The 18,962-nt window shown below is 70.9% G+C and carries 21 protein-coding genes; 10 read left to right on the plus strand and 11 right to left on the minus strand.

Translation table 11 applies throughout. The features are described from left to right. Positions 1-11: 11 nt before the first annotated feature. The gene (locus tag ABIE38_RS07870) at positions 12-2,264 is read right to left on the minus strand and encodes a catalase (protein ID WP_354055120.1); all 2,253 of its coding nucleotides are present in this window, start codon (positions 2,262-2,264) and stop codon (positions 12-14) included. A gap of 265 nt (positions 2,265-2,529) precedes the next feature. On the opposite strand from ABIE38_RS07870, the gene ABIE38_RS07875 reads away from it, so the two are divergent. The 4 genes from ABIE38_RS07875 to ABIE38_RS07890 all read left to right on the plus strand — a co-directional run bounded on the left by ABIE38_RS07875 (position 2,530) and on the right by ABIE38_RS07890 (position 6,529). Then, entirely contained in the window at positions 2,530-3,852 is a 1,323-nt protein-coding gene (locus ABIE38_RS07875) for an AI-2E family transporter (RefSeq protein ID WP_354055122.1), read from the plus strand. Next, entirely contained in the window at positions 3,849-5,060 is a 1,212-nt protein-coding gene (locus ABIE38_RS07880) for an acyl-CoA dehydrogenase family protein (protein WP_354055124.1), read from the plus strand. Before ABIE38_RS07875 ends, ABIE38_RS07880 begins: the two co-directional genes overlap by 4 nt. Beyond that, positions 5,057-5,527 (plus strand): Rv1443c family protein, encoded by a 471-nt coding sequence (locus ABIE38_RS07885; RefSeq protein ID WP_354055126.1) that lies wholly within the window; start codon positions 5,057-5,059, stop codon positions 5,525-5,527. The genes ABIE38_RS07880 and ABIE38_RS07885 overlap by 4 nt, the downstream gene beginning before the upstream one ends. A gap of 99 nt (positions 5,528-5,626) precedes the next feature. Then, positions 5,627-6,529: an alpha/beta fold hydrolase gene (locus ABIE38_RS07890; protein ID WP_354055128.1), complete on the plus strand. Its 903-nt coding sequence runs from the start codon at positions 5,627-5,629 to the stop codon at positions 6,527-6,529. A 92-nt stretch (positions 6,530-6,621) separates the two neighbouring features. Here ABIE38_RS07890 and ABIE38_RS07895 read toward each other — a convergent pair whose 3' ends face one another. Further along, positions 6,622-7,077 carry a hypothetical protein gene (locus tag ABIE38_RS07895; protein ID WP_354055130.1) on the minus strand — a complete coding sequence of 152 codons (456 nt, stop codon included), beginning with the start codon at positions 7,075-7,077 and terminating at the stop codon, positions 6,622-6,624. Positions 7,078-7,289: 212 nt separating this feature from the next. On the opposite strand from ABIE38_RS07895, the gene ABIE38_RS07900 reads away from it, so the two are divergent. Then, positions 7,290-7,892 carry a CG0192-related protein gene (locus ABIE38_RS07900; protein ID WP_354055132.1) on the plus strand — a complete coding sequence of 201 codons (603 nt, stop codon included), beginning with the start codon at positions 7,290-7,292 and terminating at the stop codon, positions 7,890-7,892. 174 nt (positions 7,893-8,066) lie between these two features. Here the strand turns inward: ABIE38_RS07900 and ABIE38_RS07905 are convergent, their stop codons facing one another. From ABIE38_RS07905 to ABIE38_RS07920, 4 genes are all read right to left on the minus strand, one after another. Then, positions 8,067-8,618, minus strand: a complete 552-nt coding sequence (locus ABIE38_RS07905) for a YceI family protein (protein ID WP_354055134.1) — start codon at positions 8,616-8,618, stop codon at positions 8,067-8,069. A gap of 119 nt (positions 8,619-8,737) precedes the next feature. Beyond that, a complete protein-coding gene (locus tag ABIE38_RS07910) occupies positions 8,738-9,649 on the minus strand; it encodes an alpha/beta hydrolase (protein ID WP_354055136.1) in 912 nt (303 codons plus the stop codon). Further along, a complete protein-coding gene (locus tag ABIE38_RS07915) occupies positions 9,646-10,299 on the minus strand; it encodes a TetR/AcrR family transcriptional regulator (RefSeq protein WP_354055138.1) in 654 nt (217 codons plus the stop codon). Before ABIE38_RS07915 ends, ABIE38_RS07910 begins: the two co-directional genes overlap by 4 nt. Continuing rightward, complete coding sequence (locus ABIE38_RS07920) at positions 10,296-11,651, minus strand: flavin-containing monooxygenase (protein WP_354055140.1); 1,356 nt, start codon at positions 11,649-11,651, stop codon at positions 10,296-10,298. The genes ABIE38_RS07915 and ABIE38_RS07920 overlap by 4 nt, the downstream gene beginning before the upstream one ends. Positions 11,652-11,808: 157 nt before the next feature. Here ABIE38_RS07920 and ABIE38_RS07925 point away from each other — a divergent pair, with 157 nt between their 5' ends. Next, positions 11,809-12,630 (plus strand): SDR family NAD(P)-dependent oxidoreductase, encoded by an 822-nt coding sequence (locus tag ABIE38_RS07925; RefSeq protein WP_354055142.1) that lies wholly within the window; start codon positions 11,809-11,811, stop codon positions 12,628-12,630. Between the two features lie 77 nt (positions 12,631-12,707). Next, positions 12,708-13,559: an SDR family NAD(P)-dependent oxidoreductase gene (locus ABIE38_RS07930; protein ID WP_354055566.1), complete on the plus strand. Its 852-nt coding sequence runs from the start codon at positions 12,708-12,710 to the stop codon at positions 13,557-13,559. Positions 13,560-13,591: 32 nt separating this feature from the next. Here the strand turns inward: ABIE38_RS07930 and ABIE38_RS07935 are convergent, their stop codons facing one another. Both ABIE38_RS07935 and ABIE38_RS07940 read right to left on the minus strand, forming a co-directional pair. Continuing rightward, positions 13,592-14,002 carry a cupin domain-containing protein gene (locus tag ABIE38_RS07935; RefSeq protein ID WP_354055144.1) on the minus strand — a complete coding sequence of 137 codons (411 nt, stop codon included), beginning with the start codon at positions 14,000-14,002 and terminating at the stop codon, positions 13,592-13,594. After that, a complete protein-coding gene (locus tag ABIE38_RS07940; protein ID WP_354055146.1) occupies positions 13,999-14,424 on the minus strand; it encodes a DUF1622 domain-containing protein in 426 nt (141 codons plus the stop codon). Before ABIE38_RS07940 ends, ABIE38_RS07935 begins: the two co-directional genes overlap by 4 nt. A gap of 81 nt (positions 14,425-14,505) precedes the next feature. Here ABIE38_RS07940 and ABIE38_RS07945 point away from each other — a divergent pair, with 81 nt between their 5' ends. The 3 genes from ABIE38_RS07945 to ABIE38_RS07955 are packed head-to-tail and all read left to right on the plus strand — an operon-like array spanning position 14,506 to position 16,508. Beyond that, complete coding sequence (locus ABIE38_RS07945; RefSeq protein ID WP_354055148.1) at positions 14,506-15,636, plus strand: LLM class flavin-dependent oxidoreductase; 1,131 nt, start codon at positions 14,506-14,508, stop codon at positions 15,634-15,636. 60 nt (positions 15,637-15,696) lie between these two features. Then, positions 15,697-16,044, plus strand: coding sequence for an MTH1187 family thiamine-binding protein (locus tag ABIE38_RS07950; protein WP_354055150.1), 348 nt, complete (start codon positions 15,697-15,699; stop codon positions 16,042-16,044). 26 nt (positions 16,045-16,070) lie between these two features. Then, a complete protein-coding gene (locus ABIE38_RS07955; protein WP_354055152.1) occupies positions 16,071-16,508 on the plus strand; it encodes a hypothetical protein in 438 nt (145 codons plus the stop codon). Positions 16,509-16,542: 34 nt separating this feature from the next. Here the strand turns inward: ABIE38_RS07955 and ABIE38_RS07960 are convergent, their stop codons facing one another. From ABIE38_RS07960 to ABIE38_RS07970, 3 genes are all read right to left on the minus strand, one after another. After that, a complete protein-coding gene (locus ABIE38_RS07960) occupies positions 16,543-17,562 on the minus strand; it encodes an esterase/lipase family protein (protein ID WP_354055153.1) in 1,020 nt (339 codons plus the stop codon). A gap of 212 nt (positions 17,563-17,774) precedes the next feature. Beyond that, on the minus strand, positions 17,775-18,254 hold the full coding sequence (locus ABIE38_RS07965; protein ID WP_354055155.1) for a hypothetical protein: 480 nt from the start codon (positions 18,252-18,254) through the stop codon (positions 17,775-17,777). Between the two features lie 41 nt (positions 18,255-18,295). After that, the gene (locus ABIE38_RS07970; protein WP_354055157.1) at positions 18,296-18,955 is read right to left on the minus strand and encodes a TetR/AcrR family transcriptional regulator; all 660 of its coding nucleotides are present in this window, start codon (positions 18,953-18,955) and stop codon (positions 18,296-18,298) included. Positions 18,956-18,962 lie beyond the last annotated feature (7 nt).

Consider the following 18,962-nt stretch of genomic DNA (forward strand, 5'->3'; position numbering starts at 1 on the left):
CCGGTGCCGCCTCAGATCCGTGCGGGATCCGGCCGGTCCCACGCACGGTGGGTGGCCAGCAGCGGCTTGAGCGCGGGCAGGACTCCCGCCGCCTCGTCCACCACCACGACACCGGGGGTGTCGGCGGTGAGCCCGAAGTCGACGAACTGGTCGACGGGCGCGAGCGAGGCGATCGCCTTCTTGTGGCGGAACATCTCGCTGATGAGGACGTCGGTCCTCGGGTTGGCGGGGAGGTCCACCACCACGAGGGCGTCGAACTCGATCGAGCGCTGGGTCTGGTACGTCCGGGACACGGCCACGGTCGCATCCGGCTCCCCTTCACCCAGTCGGCCCCCGGTTGGCGCGATGACCAGCGGGACCATGTCGTCGTCGAACACCGCCTGCTCCAGCGCCTTGACCGCTGCGACGTCGGAGGCCTCGGTGACGAGGATCCCGATGAGGCGCCCGTCGGAGGGCCACTCGCGGCCGATCTGGGACAGCGCGGGGCTGGTGACGACCTCGGCCGTGGGGACCCTGGCGGGCGCGGGGAGACCGAGACCGGTGGCGACGGTGACGGCGAGGTCGTGGTCGATCCGGGCCAGCTGCTCGACCTGCCGGGTCTTGATGTTCTCCTCGTAGCACTTGCCCAGCTCGAAGGTGTACGCGCCGGCGATGTGCTCCTTCTCGACCTCGGTCATGCTGTTGTAGAACAGGGTCGCCTGCGAGTAGTGGTCGTCGAAGGTGGCCGGGGCGTCCCGGACCACCTGCGCGTCGGCGATGTGCTGCGCCACCTCGACGAGCGCACCGTCGTCCGCACCGGCGAGGAACGGGCAGCCACCGTCGAGACTGTTCGGCTTGTACGGCGCGACCCCCACGTGGTCGGCGGTCTGGTGCATCCCGTCCCGCAGCATGTCGTTGACCGGGGCGTGGGGGCGGTTGATCGGCAGCTGCCCGAAATTCGGTCCACCCAGCCGCGAGATCTGGGTGTCGAGGTAGGAGAACAGCCGACCCTGGAGGAGCGGGTCGTTGGTCACGTCGATCCCGGGGACGAGGTGGCCCGGGTGGAACGCGATCTGCTCCGTCTCCGCGAAGTAGTTCTTGGGGTTGGCGTTGAGCGTCATGGTGCCGATCACCTGGACCGGCGCGAGCTCCTCCGGGACGAACTTGGTCGGGTCGAGCAGGTCGATGCCGTGGAACATCTCGCTCACCCCGTCAGAGTCCACCGTGTCCGGGAACACCTGGATGCCCAGGTCCCACTTGGGGAACGCGCCCGCCTCGATGGCGTCGGCCAGATCGCGGCGGTGCAGGTCCGGATCCATTCCGGCCGCGATCTGGGCCTCCTCCCACACCAGCGAGTGCACGCCGAGGTGCGGCTTCCAGTGGAACTTGACCAGGTTCGTCTCGCCGGCGGCGTTGACCAGCCGGAACGTGTGGACGCCGAAGCCCTCCATCATCCGGTAGGAGCGGGGGATGCCGCGGTCGGACATGTTCCACATCGCGTGCGCCTGACCCTCGGTGTGGAGTGAGACGAAATCCCAGAACGTGTCGTGCGCGCTCTGGGCCTGCGGGATCTCACGGTCCGGGTGCGGCTTGCCGGCGTGGATGACGTCCGGGAACTTGATGGCGTCCTGGATGAAGAACACGGGGATGTTGTTGCCGACCAGGTCCCAGGTCCCCTCCTCGGAGTAGAACTTGGTGGCGAACCCGCGGGTGTCGCGGACGGTGTCGGCCGAACCGCGCGACCCGAGGACGGTGGAGAAGCGGACAAAGACCTCGGTCTGCGCGCCTTCCGCGAACATGCCCGCCCGGCAGACACTCGCCGCCGCGCCGTTGGCCTCGAAGACGCCGTGTGCGCCGGCGCCGCGGGCGTGGACGACCCGCTCCGGGATCCGCTCGTGGTCGAAGTGGGTGATCTTCTCCCGCAGGTGGTGGTCCTGCAGCAGGGTCGGGCCGCGGCGGCCGGCCTTCTGCGAGTGATCGGTCTCGGAGAGTCGGGCGCCCTGGGCGGTGGTGAGGAATTCACCCTGCTGACGGGCGGCGTCCTCGGTGTCCGCGGACTCGTCCCCGGTGGGACTGAACGGCGTGGCGCCCTTCTGGTCCGGCTTCGGGGGCAGGGGTCCGGTGGGGTCGGTGGGCTCCTCGAGCGACGGGGGCTTGGGGGCCGGGACGCCGGGCACGACGTCTCCACCACCGATGACCTCGTCAGCGAGCTTGCCGGCGGCGTCGGCGACCTTCTTGGCCGCGGCGCCGGCGGTCTTGGATGCGGCGGACTTCTTGTCGGACATGTGACTCCTCCGATGGGTTGGGTGTGAGTTCACGGGTGTCACTCCGACTCTCCCACTCGACGAGGACCGTGCAACCTGTCGCGGATAGCGTCGGGTAGGGGTAGCCTCCCGTGGTCCCCGGGGATCGATTACGGGCCCTGACGGCGGTCAGCGGTCAACGGACTGGACCCGGTCGACACTGCGGGCGACAGGTTCTCCCCGACCAGGTGGCCTCCACGCGGACGAAGTCGGCGGCACCGGAGGTCAGCGCGCTTAGGGTGAGGGAATGACGACCCCGGGATCCCACGGCGGCGACGCCGTGACGGCCACGATCACCCGAGCTCTCCTGCCCGCCCCGATCGTGCTGGCGGCAGCGTGGTCGGCGTGTCTGCTCCTCATCGCGGGCGGCGGGTGGATCCTCGGCCAGGCGATCGGCCGGCTCTCGGTGATCATCGCCCCGATCGCCATCGCTGTGCTGCTCGCGGCCATGCTCAGGCCGGTCGTGGATCGCGTCCCCTCGCGGGTCCCGCGCGCCGGGGCCGCCCTCGTCGTCGTCCTCGGGGTCCTGGCCCTGGTGATCGGTGCGCTGACCGCGGTGGCCAGCCAGCTCGCCACCGGGTTCCCCGAGATGCGGGAGAAGCTCAGCAGCGCCACCGACAGCGCGCTGCAGTGGCTGGAGGAGGGACCCCTCCACCTCACCGCGGATCGTCTGCAGGCCGCCGTCACCCAGGCCCGCGGCTGGATCGAGTCGCATTCGGAGGCGGTGGCCGCCGGTGCGGTCCAGTTCGGCCACACCGCCGTCGACGCGGTGGCCGGCCTGCTGATCTGCCTGGTGTCGCTGTTCTTCTTCCTCTACCACGGCGAGAAGCTGTGGGCGTTCTTCGTCCGGTGGTTCCCGCGGGTGGGCCGGGAGCGGGCCGACCGGGCGTTCCGCCAGGGCTGGGTCAGCCTGGGCGCGTACACCCGGACCCAGCTCATCGTGGCGGCCATCAACGCCGCCGGGGTCGGCATCGGTGCAGCGGTGCTGCGGGTGCCGTTCGTGATCCCGATCGTCGTGGTGGTGTTCCTCGCCTCCTTCGTGCCCATCATCGGCATCCTCGTCGCCGGATCGATCCCCACGGTCCTCGCTCTGGTGGAGAGGGGGCCGGTGATCGCGGTGGCGATGCTGGCGATCGTCGTGGTGGTCCACCAGCTCGAGTCCCATGTGTTGCAACCCGTCCTCATGGGACACGCGGTGTCGCTGCACCCACTGGCGGTGATCGTGGTGGTGGCCGCGGGGACGTACCTGTTCGGCATCGTGGGCGCGCTGTTCGCCGTCCCCGTCACCGCGATGGTCAACGCCGTGGTGAGAAGCCTGGCCGGTGGCGACGACAATCGTGGCGACGACGATCGTGGCGACGACGACCGTGGCGACGACGACCGTGGCGACGTCGAGCGGGGTGGCGGCCCGGGTGGGGAACCGGGTCTGGTGCCCGTCCGCGGCGAGGTGTCCGGGCCCGACGCCGGGGGCGCCGACGCTGCGGAGAACGACGCTGCGGAGAACGACGCTGCCGAGGACGACGCTGCCGAGAGTGACCGGAACGATGTGGACGATGTGAGGAACCGATGACCTTCAGCATGGAACTGACCGACGAGCAGCGCGAGCTGCAGGACTGGGCCCACGCCTTCGCCGAGGAGGTCATCCGGCCGGCCGCCCGCGAGTGGGACGAGCGCGAGGAGACGCCCTGGCCGATCATCCAGGAGGCCGCCAAGATCGGGCTGTACGGCTACGAGATCATGGCCACGCTGCGGCAGGATGACACCGGGCAGTCCTACCCGATCCTGTGCGAGGAGCTGTTCTGGGGCGACGCGGGGATCGGCTTGTCCATCATGGGGACCGGACTCGCCGCCGCGGGCATCGCCTCGGCCGGGACCACGGAGCAGATCATCGAGTGGGTGCCCCGCTGCTACGGCACAGAAGCGGAACCGGCGGTCGGTGGGTTCTGCTCGTCCGAGCCGGAGGCCGGGAGCGACGTGGGCAACATGCGCACCCGGGCCCGCTACGACGAGGCCACGGACGAGTGGGTGATCTCCGGGCAGAAGGCCTGGGTGACCAACGGTGGGGAGGCCTCGGTCCTGGTCGTGCAGGCGGTGGTGGACCCGGAGCTCGGCTCCCGCGGCCAGGCCGCCTTCGTCATGGAGGCCGGGACCCCCGGGATCGAGGCCGGACCCCGACTCAAGAAACACGGCCTGCGCGCGTCGGCGACCGCCGACATCTTCTTCGACGACGTCCGGGTGCCGGTCTCGGCGCTCCTGGGCGGCAAGGAGAAGCTCGACGAGAAGTTGGCGCGCGCACGGGAGGGCGAGCGGACCGGGGGCCAGGCTGCCATGGCCACGTTCGAACGGACCCGACCCACCGTGGGCGCGATGGCCGTGGGCATCGCGCGGGCGGCACACGAGTACGCGCTCGAGTACGCCAAGGGGCGGGTGGTGTTCGGCCGACCGATCATCGAGAACCAGGCCATCTCGTTCCTGCTCGCGGACATGGCGGTGGAGATCGACGCCTCGCGGCTGCTGGTGCGCAGGGCCGCGTGGTTGGGCGCGACCCGGCAGCCCATGGCCCGGGCCGAGGGCTCGATGTCCAAGCTCAAGGCCGGCCGTACCGCCGTGTGGGCCACCGAGCGCGCCATCCAGATCCTCGGCGGGGTGGGGTACACCCGCGAGTACCCGGTCGAGCGGATGCACCGCGACGCGAAGATCTTCGACATTTTCGAGGGCACCGAGCAGATCCAGCAGCTGGTGATCGCCCGCGCGATCTCCGGTCAGCGGTTGCCGTGACGGCCGTCGAGGTGGTGCGGTCGAGCGTCGTGCCCGCCCCCAGGGCGCAGGTATGGGCGCGCGTCGTCACCGCCGAGGGCGTGGCCGACGAGTTCGGCCCGCTGCTGACCATGCGGTTCCCGGCCGCTCTGGTGGGCGCGACCATCGCGGACGTGCCGCTGGGGAGGCCGGTCGGGCGGGCGTGGATCCTGCTCGGCGGGGTCATCCCGGTGGAGTACGACGACCTGGTCCTGGTCGACCTGGAGGCGCCGCGCTACTTCCACGAGCGCTCGAGCCTGGGTGCATGTCGCGTGTGGGAGCACCGTCGGGAGCTCGACGCCCTGTCCGACGGCTCCACCCGAGTGACCGACACCCTGCGGGCCGAGCCCCGCGGGGTGCTGCCGGGGCCGGTGGTGCGGATGGTGGTCAGCCTGCTGTTCCGCCACCGGCACAATCGGCTGGTCGGTAAGTTTTCGGCCCAGATGTGACGCTGGGAACTGCGTTCACGTCCCCGCGGGCGCACAATGAGCGTTGGAGCTCCCTGCGACGAGATACGCGCGGGAGGCCGTCCCCGAGGGGGAATTTTCATGCAGACTGCGAGACTTCACGGACGAGAACTGTCCTACCGCGAGGCGGGCGCCGGCGAGGGTAAGCCGACGATCCTGCTCATCCACGGTATGGCCGGCAGCTCGACCACGTGGCGCGAACTCATTCCGCGCCTGGACGCCCACTTCCACGTCATCGCTCCGGACCTGCCCGGTCACGGGGAGAGCTCACTCGACTTCGACGATTACTCGCTCGGGGCGATGGCGTCGACACTGCGCGACCTGCTGGTGGTCAAGGGGATCAAGCGGTGCACGGTCGTCGGGCAGTCGCTCGGCGGCGGCGTCGCCCTGCAGTTCGTCTACCAGTACCCCGAGTTCTGCGAGCGGATCGTCCTGATCGGCAGCGGCGGCCTGGGCAAGGAGGTCAACTGGATCCTCCGGATGCTGGCGGTGCCCGGCGCCGAGCTCCTGCTCACGGTCGGCGCGGCCCCGTTCCTGGTGAACGCCGGAAACTCGGTGGGGCGCTTCTTTTCCGGCCTGGGCATCCGGGCGGATGCGATCACAGAATCCTGGATGTCGTACGACTCACTCAGTAGGCCCGGTCATCGCAGGACGTTCTTCAAGACGCTGCGCGCGGTCGTGGACAACAAGGGCCAGGCGGTGTCGGCGGCCAACCGGCTGTACCTGGCCGGGCAGTTGCCGTTCCAGTTGATCTGGGGCGACCGCGACCCGATCATCCCCGTCTCCCACGGGCACGCCACCCACGAGGCGATCCCCGGCAGTCGCCTGGCGATAGTGGAGCGAACCGGCCACTACCCACACGTCGAGGACCCGGCGGCTGTCGAGCGGATCATCGTGGAGTTCATGACCGAGACCCGACCCGGGCACATCGATCACGAGACGCTCGGCGATCTCGTGATCGCCGGTGGCGACAGGGACGAATAGACAGGGTCGAATAGACGACCGGCCCCGGCTCCCCTCGCGGGGAACCGGGGCCGGAATCGGGCGACGAGCAGCTGATCGCCCGCGAGCGCCGATCAGGCGACGGCGTCGGCCTCGACCGCGTCCTCGCCCGCCGTGACGTCATCGCCGGTCGCGTCGTCGACAGCGGTGTCGTCGCCGTCGGTGTCACCGTCCCCCGGGATCTCGGCGTCGATGCCACGGAGGATGTCGATCGCACCCGAGATGTCGCCGGTCATCGCGGTGGAGATGGCCAGGTCGGCGTTCGCCTCGCACTCGTCACCCGACAGGCCGGGCGCGACGCCGCCGACGGAGCCGAGGAAGTCGTAGGCGGAGATGGTGCCGCAGAGCTGCTGTGCGATATCCGACACCTCGGCGGGGGTCTCGACGCCGTCGATGGCCGTCTCGCCGGTCGCGGGAGCGCCCACCGACCCGCTGTCGAGCCCGGGGAGGTCGCTCTGGGCGGCGGCCAGTCCCGCACCGGAGAAGGACAGGGCGGCAGCGGAACCGATGATCGCGATGGTCTTCTTCATGGTGGTCACCTTTCGATCGGACGCCGGGTTCTCCCGGAGACACGGCGGTCACCGTAACGCCCGCGTCGTCACCGTGCTGTGACTGCGATCACACTGCAACAGAGCGGGATCGGTGGATTCCCGTGATGCGCAGGAGCGACGGCGCACGGACAAATTCTTCTTCATCTCTCCGAGTGTTTGCCGCGTCGCCGATCTGCGGGGATGCTTGTTCCATGAGTGGAACCGCCGAGATCTATGACGCAGTCCTCAGTCCGGGCAAGCTCGAGTTGCTCCGGTCGTGGATCCGCCACCAGTCGTGGTTCGACGGCGACCCGGCGCAGCTGGAGCAGGTGACCGCCTACCGGTTCGTCGACCCCGACGGCGAGGTGGGGATGGAGGCCTTCCTCGTCTCGGACGGTGCGCGCACGTTCCACGTCCCTGTGACCTACCGGGGGGCGGAGCTCCCGGGGGCGCAGGACGCGCTGGTCGGGACCCTCGAGCACTCCGTTCTCGGTCGTCGCTGGGTGTACGACGCGCCGGCCGACCCCGTGTACGTGGCCGAGGTGCGGCGGGTCGTCAGTCACCGCGACACCGCCGCCGACCATCTGGCGGTGGAGGACGGCACGGTCACCCCGTCGCCCGTCAACGTCCGGGGCGGTGGGGACGGTGCGACGGGTGACGGCGACGCCGATGCCGCACCTCAGGTGATCCGGGTGATCTCGGAGGAGAACGACGCCGAGGCGGACTGCCCCCTGATCGGCTCGCCGGGCACGCTCAGCGGGACCTGGGAGGACGCCGACGGCTCGCATTCCGCGGTCTTCGTCGTCGTCGCCTGACGCCCCCAGGCACACGGGCCTGTCGGCGACGGTCTCGCCGTATCGCCCCCTGCGCGGATAACGCCGCCCCCACCTCGTCGGAGGTGGGGGCGGCGTCGTCCGGCCGGGCGTCGTCCCGCCCCGGGGGCGTCACGGGGTCGGACGGGGGTCTTCCCTGCCGGGCCGGGCGGGGACTCAGGCCTGCTTGATGGCCGAGAGCTCGATCTCGAGGGTGACCTTCTCGGAGACGAGCACGCCACCGGTCTCGAGCGCCGCGTTCCAGGTCAGGCCGAAGTCGCTGCGGTTGATGACCGTGGTGCCCTCGAAGCCGGCGCGGAGGTTGCCGAACGGGTCGGTGGCGGTGCCCTCGTACTCGAACGGGATGGTGACGGACTTGGTGGTGCCCTTGATGGTGAGGTCGCCGGTCACGTCGACGCCGCCGGAGCCGTTGGCCGCGATTTTCGTCGAGTGGAAGGTGATCTCCGGGTGGTTGTCCATGTCAAAGAAGTCGTTGGACTTCAGGTGGCCGTCGCGGTCGGCGTTGCGGGTGTCGATCGAGGAGGCGGTGATGACGACCTCGGCGGTGGCGCCGTCGACTCCCTCCGCGGGGACGGTGACCGTGCCCGTGTAGTCGTTGAACGACCCGCGGACCTTGGTGACCATGGCGTGGCGGGTGACGAAGCCGAGGCGGGTGTGGGTGGGGTCGATGTTCCAGGTGCCGGTGAGGTCGGTGAGCGTCGCGGTCATGGTGACTCCTTCGGTGGTCCCCGGCTGGACGCCGGGGCGATTGGTTGTTGTGTCACCTACGGTAGCGCCTCAATGGTGATGCGTCAACAAGAATCTCGACGGAGTTCGAAAGCGGTCGGTCACCCCACGTGGCGGCGCAGGAAGTGCAGCGCGTGGGTGACCGCGAGGTCGTGACAGGGCCGGCCGGGGAAGAGGTCGAAATGATCGCCCGGGTAGTGGCGCACCTCGGCGCGGGCGGCGAACGCCGCGGTGCTCGCGGCGTGCGGTGGGGCGCTCCGGTCCAGGTCGGCGATCTGGACCAGTACGGGGGTCCCAGCGAGCTCCGCGGCCTTCGCACCGGGTCGGAAGGACCCCAGTACCGCCCCGACCCCGCCCCCGATCTCGTTGCGCCAACTCGGCCCCGCGATCGACTCGTAGGCCTCCTCATACCCCTCCAGGGAGAGCACGGCGCTCGACCCCGGCGGGCCGACCAGGGGGACCAACGGCTCCGTGCGGCCCAGTGCCGTCGCGGCCTTGGCCGCGACCGTGGTGCCGGTGGAGCGGAGCAGGGCCGCCGGCCGGTGCTGACGGGCGGCGGCCACCGCCGCGGCCCGCCCGTCGACGAGCGGGACCACCGAGATCACCGCCGCGATGCGCGAGGCCCCGCCCGGCTCACGGGCCACCTCGAGCGCGTGCCCACCGCCCAGGGAGCACCCCCACAGGACCATCCGGTCGGCGTCGACGTCCGGCCGCGCGGCGACCGCGGCGACCGCCGCCCGGAGGTCGTCCTGCTGCCGCGACGGCGAGACGACCTGTCGGGGCCCGCCGTCGGATCGTCCGAAGCCGCGGTAGTCGAAGGCGAACGCCGCGTACCCGGCGGCGGCGAAGGCCTCGGCGAACTGGAGCAGGCCCGAGTCGGCCGTTCCGCCCAGCCCGTGTGCCAGGACGACGCACGGTGCCCGATCCGTCCCGGCCGCGGGCAGGAACCACCCGCGGCAGGTGTCCCCCCCGGAGCGGAAGTCGAGGTCGAGGGGGGTGATCTGGCTGGTCACGAGGGTTCTCCTGGGTTGTCGACCGCGGGGTCCGGGCGGCCGTATATGGCCCGGACCCACAGGTCCGAGGCGGTGGCGATCATGGGCTCGCGATCCGCACCGGGGTCATAGACGAGGTGTTCGAGAACCGATTCGTTGATCTGGATCAGGGCGGTGGCGAGCGAGTCCGGGTCGGCCCCGTCTGGGGCCCGGCCGGCCGCCCGCTCGGAGCGGATGTACTCGGCGATGGGCGTCGCCAGCTCGGCCCGCCCCTCGTCCCAGAGGCGGCGCATGGGCTCGTGCGTGGTCCGCGCGGTGAGCAGGGCACGGTAGACGTGCGCGTTGTCGACCATCCGGTCCGCGAGGCGGCTCAGCGTGGCATGCACGCGGGACCGGAATCGGCCGTCGGAGTTCACCAGCATGTCGTTCGACTTGGCGGCTGTCGCCTGGATGGAGGAGAGCAGCACGGTCACCGCCGCCGCCTTGGAGTCGAAGTAGAAGTAGAACGCCGATCGGGTGATGCCGGCTGCGTCGGTGAGGTCGGCCACCGAGATGTCGTCGAGTTTGGTGGTGCGCAGCTGCCGGTCGAGCTCGGCCAACAGGGCCTCGCGGCGTCGATCGCCGCGGGGTGAACCGTTCGCGCCCTCGCCGGAGGTGCCGTTCCCGCTCATGCGTGCGCCGCCGTCCGGATCATCCTGCCCGAGCGGGCCGCGCGCTCGCGGCCCTCCGGGATCTCCCGGGTCCGCAGGTCGTGCTCGTAGAGGAAGTAGTCCACCTGCTGTTGGTGCCGCGGGGTGTCGAGCATGTGCCCGATGTACTTCTTCTCGTCCGCCACGATGACCTGCTCCATCTCCGCCCGGTCCGGCGTCCGGTACAGGCCGGCCGCCCATGCGGCCGCCAGCCGGGCCTGGGCCTCGACGAACGGGAACAGCGTGGGCGTGGACTGGGCGAAGCCGACCATCACGAGGTCGTCGATGCCCGGGGAGAACATGCGCTTGTAGAGCGGCACGTGGTTGTGGGCGTCGGCGCTGAGGAACTCGGGGTCGAAGAAGGGGAACGAGGTGTTGTAACCGGTGGCCTGGATGACGACGTCGAATTCCTGCGACGTGCCGTCCTCGAAGTGCACGGTCCGGCCCTCGAACCGGGCGATGTTCCCCTTGGCCGTGAGGTCCCCCGAGCCGAGCCGCAGCGGCAACTCGACGGACTGGGTGGGGTGCGCCTCGAAGAACTTGTGGTTGGGCTTGGGCAGTCCGTAGGACTCCGGCCGGCCCGCCGACATCGGTTGCATGGCCTGGATGGCTTTGCGCTGCCACGAGTAGGGCAGGAACGGGAACGTGGCGAAGTACTTGTCGGCCGGCTTGCCGGCGATGTACTTCGGGACGATCCACGCGCCCGACCGGGTGGAGATCACCACCTCGTTCCGCATCACCTTGGAGGACAGCTCGACCGCGATGTCGGCGGCGCTGTTGCCCAGGCCCACCACGAGGATGCGCTTGTCCAGCAACTCGAGCGGGTCCCACGGGTCGACGTAGGCGTGCGAGTGGATCATCTCACCGGTGAACTCGCCCGGGAAGTCGCCGAACCGCGGGTCCCAGTGGTGCCCGTTGCCCACCACCAACGCGTCGAAGCGGCGGGTGCCGGTGCGGTCGGTGGTCAGCTCCCAGCCGCCGCCCTCGAGCCGTTCGGCGTGCAGGACCCGGTTCTCGAACTCGATGAGACGCAGCAGGTCGAAGGCCTCGGCGTAGTCGTCGAGGTACTGCTTGATCTGCGAGTGGTGCGGGAAGTCCGGGAACTCCTCGGGCATGGGGAAGTCGCGGAAGCTCAGCTGGTGCTTGGAGGTGTCGATGTGCAGCGACCGGTACGCGCTCGAGCTCCCGTTGGGGTTGTCGAACGCCCAGTTCCCGCCGATCCGGTCGGAGGCCTCGAAGCCCACCGCCTCGATGCCGTAGTCGTCGAGCATCTTGAGGGTGGTGAGACCGCTGATGCCCGCGCCGATGACGGCGACAGTGGGGGTGGGTGTCATGGAAACCTCTTCGGGCCGGGGACCGCCGCGCCGCAAAGCTATGGCGCGAATCACATTGCGGTCCTAGATTATGGCCAGGGATTGACGGGCGTCAACAGCGTCCCGCGCGCGCTGACGGGGCACCCCGCCCCGGGCCCCATCCCGGACGGAGGCGGACATGGCGGACGAGACGACCGGTAGGCGGCACGCGGTGGTGGTCGGTGGCGCATCCGGGATCGGATGGGCCACCGCGCGGCAGCTGGCCTCCGACGGGTGGCGGGTGACGGTGGCCGACATCAACGGAGGCCTCGCTGAGGCGCGTGTGGCCGAGCTTCAGGGCGGTGGCGGGTTGGGGGGCGCAGCCGGGTTGGCCGGCCCGGCCGACGCCCCGGACCGGGGCCACGACCACAGGGTCGTCGACGTGGCGGACGAGTCGTCGGTGGAGGCGCTGTTCTCCGACATCGCCCCCGAGCTGGTCGTCACCACGGCCGGGGTGAGCACGCTCGGGTTGGTCACCGACCACGACACCGCGGAGTTCAGGCGGGTGGTGGACGTGTGCCTCACGGGCTCGTTCCTCGTCCTCAAGCACGCGGGTCGGGTCGTCGTAGAGGGCGGTTCGATCGTCGCCATCGCCTCGCTGAACGCGCGGCAACCCGGCCGGGGGATGGCCGCCTACTGCGCTGCCAAGGCGGGCCTGGTGATGCTCGCCCAGGTGGCCGCGCTCGAGCTCGGGGAGCGGGGGATCCGCGTGAACACGGTCTCGCCCGGGTTCCTCGTCACCCCGCTCACCGAACCGGTCCTCCAGATCCCCGGTCTCGCCGAGGAGTACGCCGAGAACGCGGCGGTCCCGCACCGGGGCACTGCGGAGGACGTCGCCCGGGCGGTGCTCTACCTCGCCGACTCGCCCTGGATGACGGGGGAGGACCTGGCGGTCGACGGCGGCGCCCAGTTGCGCCGCTATCCGGACGTGCTCGGCCTGGCCACCGAGGCGTTCTCGTGAGGCCGGGTCTCGCCCGCCGCCGGGACGGCCGCAGGAATGGCGGTCGCGGTGCCCCGGGATTCGCCGGGAGATCCGCGATCGTCACCGGCGGCGGCTCGGGGATCGGCGCCGCGCTGGCCCGCGCCCTGGTGGCGGCCGGCGCCCATGTCGTGGTGACGGACATCGACCCGGTGGCCGCCCGGCGGGTGGCGGAGGAGGTCGCCGCGGGGGCCGGCGGCGCCGAGGGCGGGGCCCCGGGCGCGACGGGCACCGGGACCGCCCGGTCGGCGGCGCTCGACGTCACCGACGCCCGGGCAGTGTGCGACCTGGTCGGTGAGGTGGTCGCCGAGCACGGTGGCCTGGACCTGATGTTCGCCAACGCCGGCATCACGTGGGGCGGGGACACCGAGCAGCTCACCCTGGGGCAGTGGGACGCGATCATCGACGTGAACGTCCGCGGGGTCGTGCACTGCGTCCACGCCGCGTACCCGGAGATGATCCGCCGGGGGGCGGGGTCGCTCGTGCTCACCGCCTCGATGGGCGGGTTGTGCCCGGCGGGGCTGATCACCAGCTACGCCATGACCAAGCACGCCGTGGTGGGGCTCGGGCTCTCGCTGCGCGCGGAGGCGGCCGGCCACGGCGTCGGGGTGACGGTGGTGTGCCCGGCCGCGGTGGACACCGCGATCCTGGACAAGGGTGAGCTCGACGGGTTCGACGGCCGCCACTACTACCTCGAGGGTCAGGGCGTACGGCAGCCGCTGGACCCGGACCTGCTGGCCCAGAGCGTCCTGCGTGGGGTCCGGGGGAACCGGGCTCTCGTGATCGAACCCGCGCGGGCCCGGGCGACGTGGCGGCTGCAGCGCCTGTCACCGGCGTTGATGGACCGGATGCTCACCAGATACGTGCGCGCGACGAGGCGCCGGCGGGACGAGGGGCCCGCCGGCGCCTGACACCGGGGACGTGCCCCCGGGCCCGAGGTGTCTCAGTGCTCGGCGGCGTCCGACTCGGCCTTGGTCACGTGGACGGTGCCGTGCTCGTGCTCCGGCGGGGCGTAGATCGAGTAGACCTTGAGGGGCTCGTCGCCGATGTTGGTGACGTTGTGCCACGACCCGGCGGGCACGAGGATCACCCAGTCGTCGCCGACCTCCTCGTCGAACTCCAGGCGGTCTGAGGCCGGCCCCATCTGGACGCGGCCGCGACCCTGCTCGACCCGCAGGAACTGGTCGTGGTCCTCGTGCACCTCGAGCCCGATGTCGTCCCCGGGGGCGATCGCCATGACCGTCATCTGCAGGTGCTTACCGGTCCACAGCGTGGTCCGGTAGTTGGAGTTGGCCAGGGTCGCGTCCTCGATGTTGACGACGTAGGGGTTGGGTCCGTGATCGGTGGCGGTCATGGTGTGGTCCTCTCGCTCTCGTGCACATCGGCTCGCGCCCGGTCGCCTCCATCATGCCGGGCGCGCTCGGCTCGCGATCCGGCTCCCTTCTGCCACGGCCACCGGCCGGAGATCTCGAGCTCCAGCGACCAGCTGAGGAACGTCCTGATGAGCACGACCAGTGCGAGCAGTCCCACCGAGTTGTAACTCGGCGAGATCGCGACGGTCCGGATGATGTCCGCGGCCACCAGGAGTTCCAGGCCCAGCAGGATCGCGCGGCCGAGCCGACGGCGGAACGCGGTATAGACGTCGCCCTCGGGGCCGGACCGGCGACGCGGGTCGAGGGCGAACAGGGCCGCCACCAACGCCCCCACCACGATGGCGGCCACTCCGGCCGCGTCCATCGTCTTGCCCACCAGTTCCACGGCCTCTGTGAACGTCATGAACGAACTGTAGACCCGCCCGGCCGACGCGAAAGGGACCTCCGCAGACCCTATGGTTGACAAGTCAACTAAAGTGGGGGCATGACTCAGCACACCACCTCCGCCACGCCCGCCCCCTCCGTATCTCCAGCGTCGCAGGCCGTCGCCTTCGGCCTCGACACCTTCGGCGACACCACGGTCGATGACCGCGGCGCGCGGGTCCACCACGCCCAGGTGATCCGGGACGTCGTCGAGCAGGCGGTGCTGGCCGACCAGGTGGGCGTCGACGCCTTCGGGGTCGGGGAGCACCACCGGCCGGACTACGCCGTCTCCGCCCCGGATGTGGTGCTCGCCGGCATCGCGACCCGGACGCAGCGCATCATCCTCGGTTCGGCGGTCACCGTACTGTCCAGCGACGACCCGGTCCGGGTGTTCCAGCGCTTCTCCACGATCGACGCCCTGTCGAACGGGCGCGCCGAGGTCGTGCTGGGGCGCGGGTCCTTCACCGAGTCGTTCCCGCTGTTCGGGCTCGACCTCCAGCAGTACGAGCAGCTGTTCAGCGAGAAGCTGGACCTGTTCTCCGCGCTGCTGCCCGAGAAGCCGGTCACGTGGTCCGGGGAGCTTCGTCGCCCCCTGGTCGACCAGCGCGTGTACCCGGAGACCGAGGGCGGGCTCTCAGCGTGGATCGCGGTGGGCGGCAGTCCCGAATCCGTGGTGCGCGCGGCCCGCTACCGGATGCCGCTGATGCTCGCGATCATCGGCGGGGCCGCCGGCCGGTTCGCCCCCTTCGCCGACCTGTACCGCCAGGCCAACGCGCAGCTCTCGGGCACCGACGCGCCGCAGTTACCGATCGCCGTGCACTCGCCGGGCTTCGTTGCGGAGACCGACGAGAAGGCCGCCGCCCTGGCCCTGCCGCACTGGCTGGTCAACCGCAACCAGATCGGCCGCGAGCGCGGATGGGGGGACGCGGTGGAGGCCGACTTCCACCGCGAGGTGAGGTCCGGGGCGATGTACGTCGGCTCGCCAGAGACCGTCGCGCAGAAGATCGCCGCGACCGTGGGCACCCTGGGGCTGGACCGCTTCGACCTCAAATACGCCAGCGGCCCCACCCCGCACGAGCACCTCATGAACTCGATCGACCTCTACGGCCGCAAGGTCATCCCCCGCGTGCGCGAGTTGCTCACCGGGGCGGGGTACGAACCCGGAGTGCCGCAGCAGGTCTCCCGCGCCTGACGGCCGGGCCCGGGCGGGCGTCGATCTGCGCCGGGCGGGAGAGGGGTTTACCGTGGGGTCATGCTCTTCGCGTTCTCCGTCGCACCCACCACGACCGCGGACGAGTCGGCGTCCATGAGCGAGGCCGTCGCCGAGGCGGTCCGGGTGGTCCGCGCGTCCGGGCTGCCCCACGAGACCACCTCGATGTTCACCACCATCGAGGGCGACTGGGACGAGGTCATGCCCGTCATCCGCGCCGCCACCGACGCCGTACTGGCCGTCTCGCCGCGGGTGAGCCTGGTGCTCAAGGCCGACCTGCGGCCCGGGCGCTCCGGTGAGCTTCGCGGGAAGGTGGACCGGGTCGATCGCCGCCTGGCGTCGGACCCCGGGGGAGGGGAGAAGGGCGACGACGAGGTGGTCGCCCCGTGACTTCCCGCACCCCCTCGGATCACACTGTGAACGACTCCGGATCCGCCGGCCGGCACGGTGCGGACGGCCCGGACCCGCGCGGACTGCAGACAGTCGCGTACGTGGTGGCCACGGTGCTCGGTGGGATCGGCGCGCTCGTGGTGGCGACGGTGGAACTGCTCTCCCCCGAGGCCGGCACATTCGACGTCCTGCTGTGGAGCGCGCTCGCCGTCCTGCTCCTCGCCGCTGCTGCCCGCCGGTGGTGGTTCGGGGCCAGCGGCGAGGACCGCTCGCGGCGCGTCGCCTCCGAGCTCGGGGCGGCCGAGGTCGCCGAGGCGGTGCAGGCCTCGTCCGGTGAGGTCGACGCGGTCCGCCGACTCCGGGTCGCCCACCCCGGTCTCGGGCTCCGGGACGCGGTCGAACTGGTCCGGCGACACGGCGGCGACGACCGGAGCGTGGAAGGGCAAAGCAGCGGCAACGTCTGACCCGGCTCCAGCCCCTCTCGGGGCCGTCCCGATCTCAGCAGGCGCCCGCGCCGCCGAGCGCCCGGGCGACCATCGAGTGTGTCCGCGGGTCGAGCGCCATCCCGCCATGGGAGGTCGGTCCGCCGCCGCACGCCTGCTCCGGAACCCGCCACCCGACGCCGGGCCCCGGCACGAAGCTCCGCTGCGGTGGCAGGAGATGGTCGCCGCCGGTGGCGATGAGCGTGTAGGCGACCCCGGGCAGGAACGGGGTGCGATCGAGTCCGTACCAGGCGGTGAGCATGGGGCTGCCGGGTGACAGCTCGGCCAGACCCCGCAGGTTGGCTGCCCACAGCGCCGCGCCTGCGAGCCCCGGTGGCAACTGGTGGGGGATCAGGCCACTGTTGTCGGCGCCCCAGTACCCGCCCACCGAGACCACCCGGCCCACCGCGCCGGGGCGCAGCACCTTGGTGGTGTATCCCGCGATCGAGGCGCCCTGGGAATAACCCACCAGGTCCACCTGGGCCGCTCCGGTGACCGCGCGCACGTGGTCGATCACCCCGGCGAGCTGCGGACCGGATGCGCCGACGATCGAGTCGAGACCTCCCCGGGCCGGGTTGCCCGCGTAGGCGCCGAGGGTCGGGGCGATCACACAGAATCCCTGCCTCCGCAGCGGCTCGCCCAGTCGCGGCACGGTGTTGGGGCCGTTGTCGAACGTCCCGTGCACCAGGATCACGGGTCTCGGGTGGGCCGGGGTCGGTCGGCAGGTGACCGGGGCGTCGACCGCGGCCGGCGGGCCGGGGGCGCCGATGGGCCCGTTGATGCCGTTGATCGCCTCGGTCACGTACGGTCCGAGCTCACCGGTGGGGTCCAGGTCCCCGACGAGGTCCGTCAGCGCGTCCTCCACCGGGCCGGCCGTGGCCACCGGGGTGAACCCGGACGCGGCGGTGGTGGTCGTGACCGCCGCGGCGACGGGTACGGCCAGCGCGCAAGCGACGAGGGCGCCGGCAAATCGGGAACGCAGGCGGCGTGGGGTCCGGGAACCGAGCATGGTGACTCCCAAAGAGTGTGAGGTCACACAAGTATGCGAGTGCCGAGCGGGTTCGGGTACCGCACGGAGCCCGTTCTCGTCGCGCGGGACTACCGCGGACGCCGTTGGCCGCCACGGGCCGGCCGTTCTGCGCGCCTGTGTCTCGGGCTCCGGGACGCGGTCGAACTGGTCCGGCGAGACGGCGGCGGCAACCCGAGCTGACGCGTTCCGGCACCTGCTGCCGGCTCGCCCCCCGAAATCTAGCGGTGAGACAGCAGTTCGAGTGCGATGACCGCCAGCGCGAGGAGGCAGTGGGCGGTGAGGATGGCGAGTCGCTGGGCCCGTGGGACGGTCAGTCTGCGGACGGCGAGGATGCCGACCGCGGCGAGTGTGCAGGTCGTGACCAGCATGGCGGCGACGAGGCCGGTCCCGGTGCCGTAGACGCCGAAATGGGCGGGGATGAGGCAGATCACGGGAGGGACGGCGACGGTTCCCGCGCCGAAGGTGTCGACGATCATGCGCTTGTGTTCGACGGAAGTGGGGAGTTGTCCGTGGATCACCATGTGACTGAGCAGGCCCGCGACGTAGACGGCGCAGATGGTGGCCGTGACCGTGATGGCGAGCGTGCCGAGTGCGAGGCCCGCGGTCGGATGGTGGTCGTGGGCGCGGAGGGCGATGATGACGGCGAGAGTCGTGAAGGCGACGTAGATGCGCTCCTTCAGGGCCGAAGCCCGGTGCATCCGCGTGAGGGCATCGCGGCCCGTGTCGGGTCGGGGCGCGGTCACCGGCGATTGTCTCCCCGGGCCGCGTAGGCACGCATGAACGCGTGCGCGCCATCGGTCATGATCCGCTGCACGTGCTCGGCGTCCGCACGTCGGCGGAGCGGCTCGTTGAGCACCCGGAGGGTGGTGAGGGCATGGAAGTGTTCGGCAGCCAGTTCAGGGTCATCCACGTCGAGCAGACCGAGGTCGGCGAAATGCGCGAGACGTTCGGCGAGGGTCCGCGTGTGTGTGTCGCCCAAGGGGTGGTCGTCGAGTTCGGGCAGGAGCGTCTCGTTCTCGGCGATGAGTGTCACCGCGGCCGCGTAATGGGACGAGATGAGCTGGGAGCGTCCGAGGTCGATCGCGAAGCCGGTCACGGCGTGTTCGAGGTCGGCGACCTCCTCGGGGGTGAGCCGATCGGACAGGTGTGTGTCGATGAGCTCTCGTAGCGTCCCCAGTGCCGTTTCGCCTGCGTCCTCGATGACGCCGAGCAGTAGTCGTCGCTTGTCACCGTAGTAGTCGTAGACGGTGCGCTTGGACACTGCGGCCCGCTCAGCGATCGCATCCATGCTGGTGCGCTCGACGCCGGACTGCACGAACAGGTCGCGCGCGGCGACCAGGATCGCCGCGCGCTTGTGCTCTTGTCCTCGTCGTACCGGCTTCGGTATCGCTTCACCCATGGTCGTG

Source organism: Dietzia sp. 2505, assembly GCF_040546785.1.
Lineage (GTDB): Bacteria > Actinomycetota > Actinomycetes > Mycobacteriales > Mycobacteriaceae > Dietzia.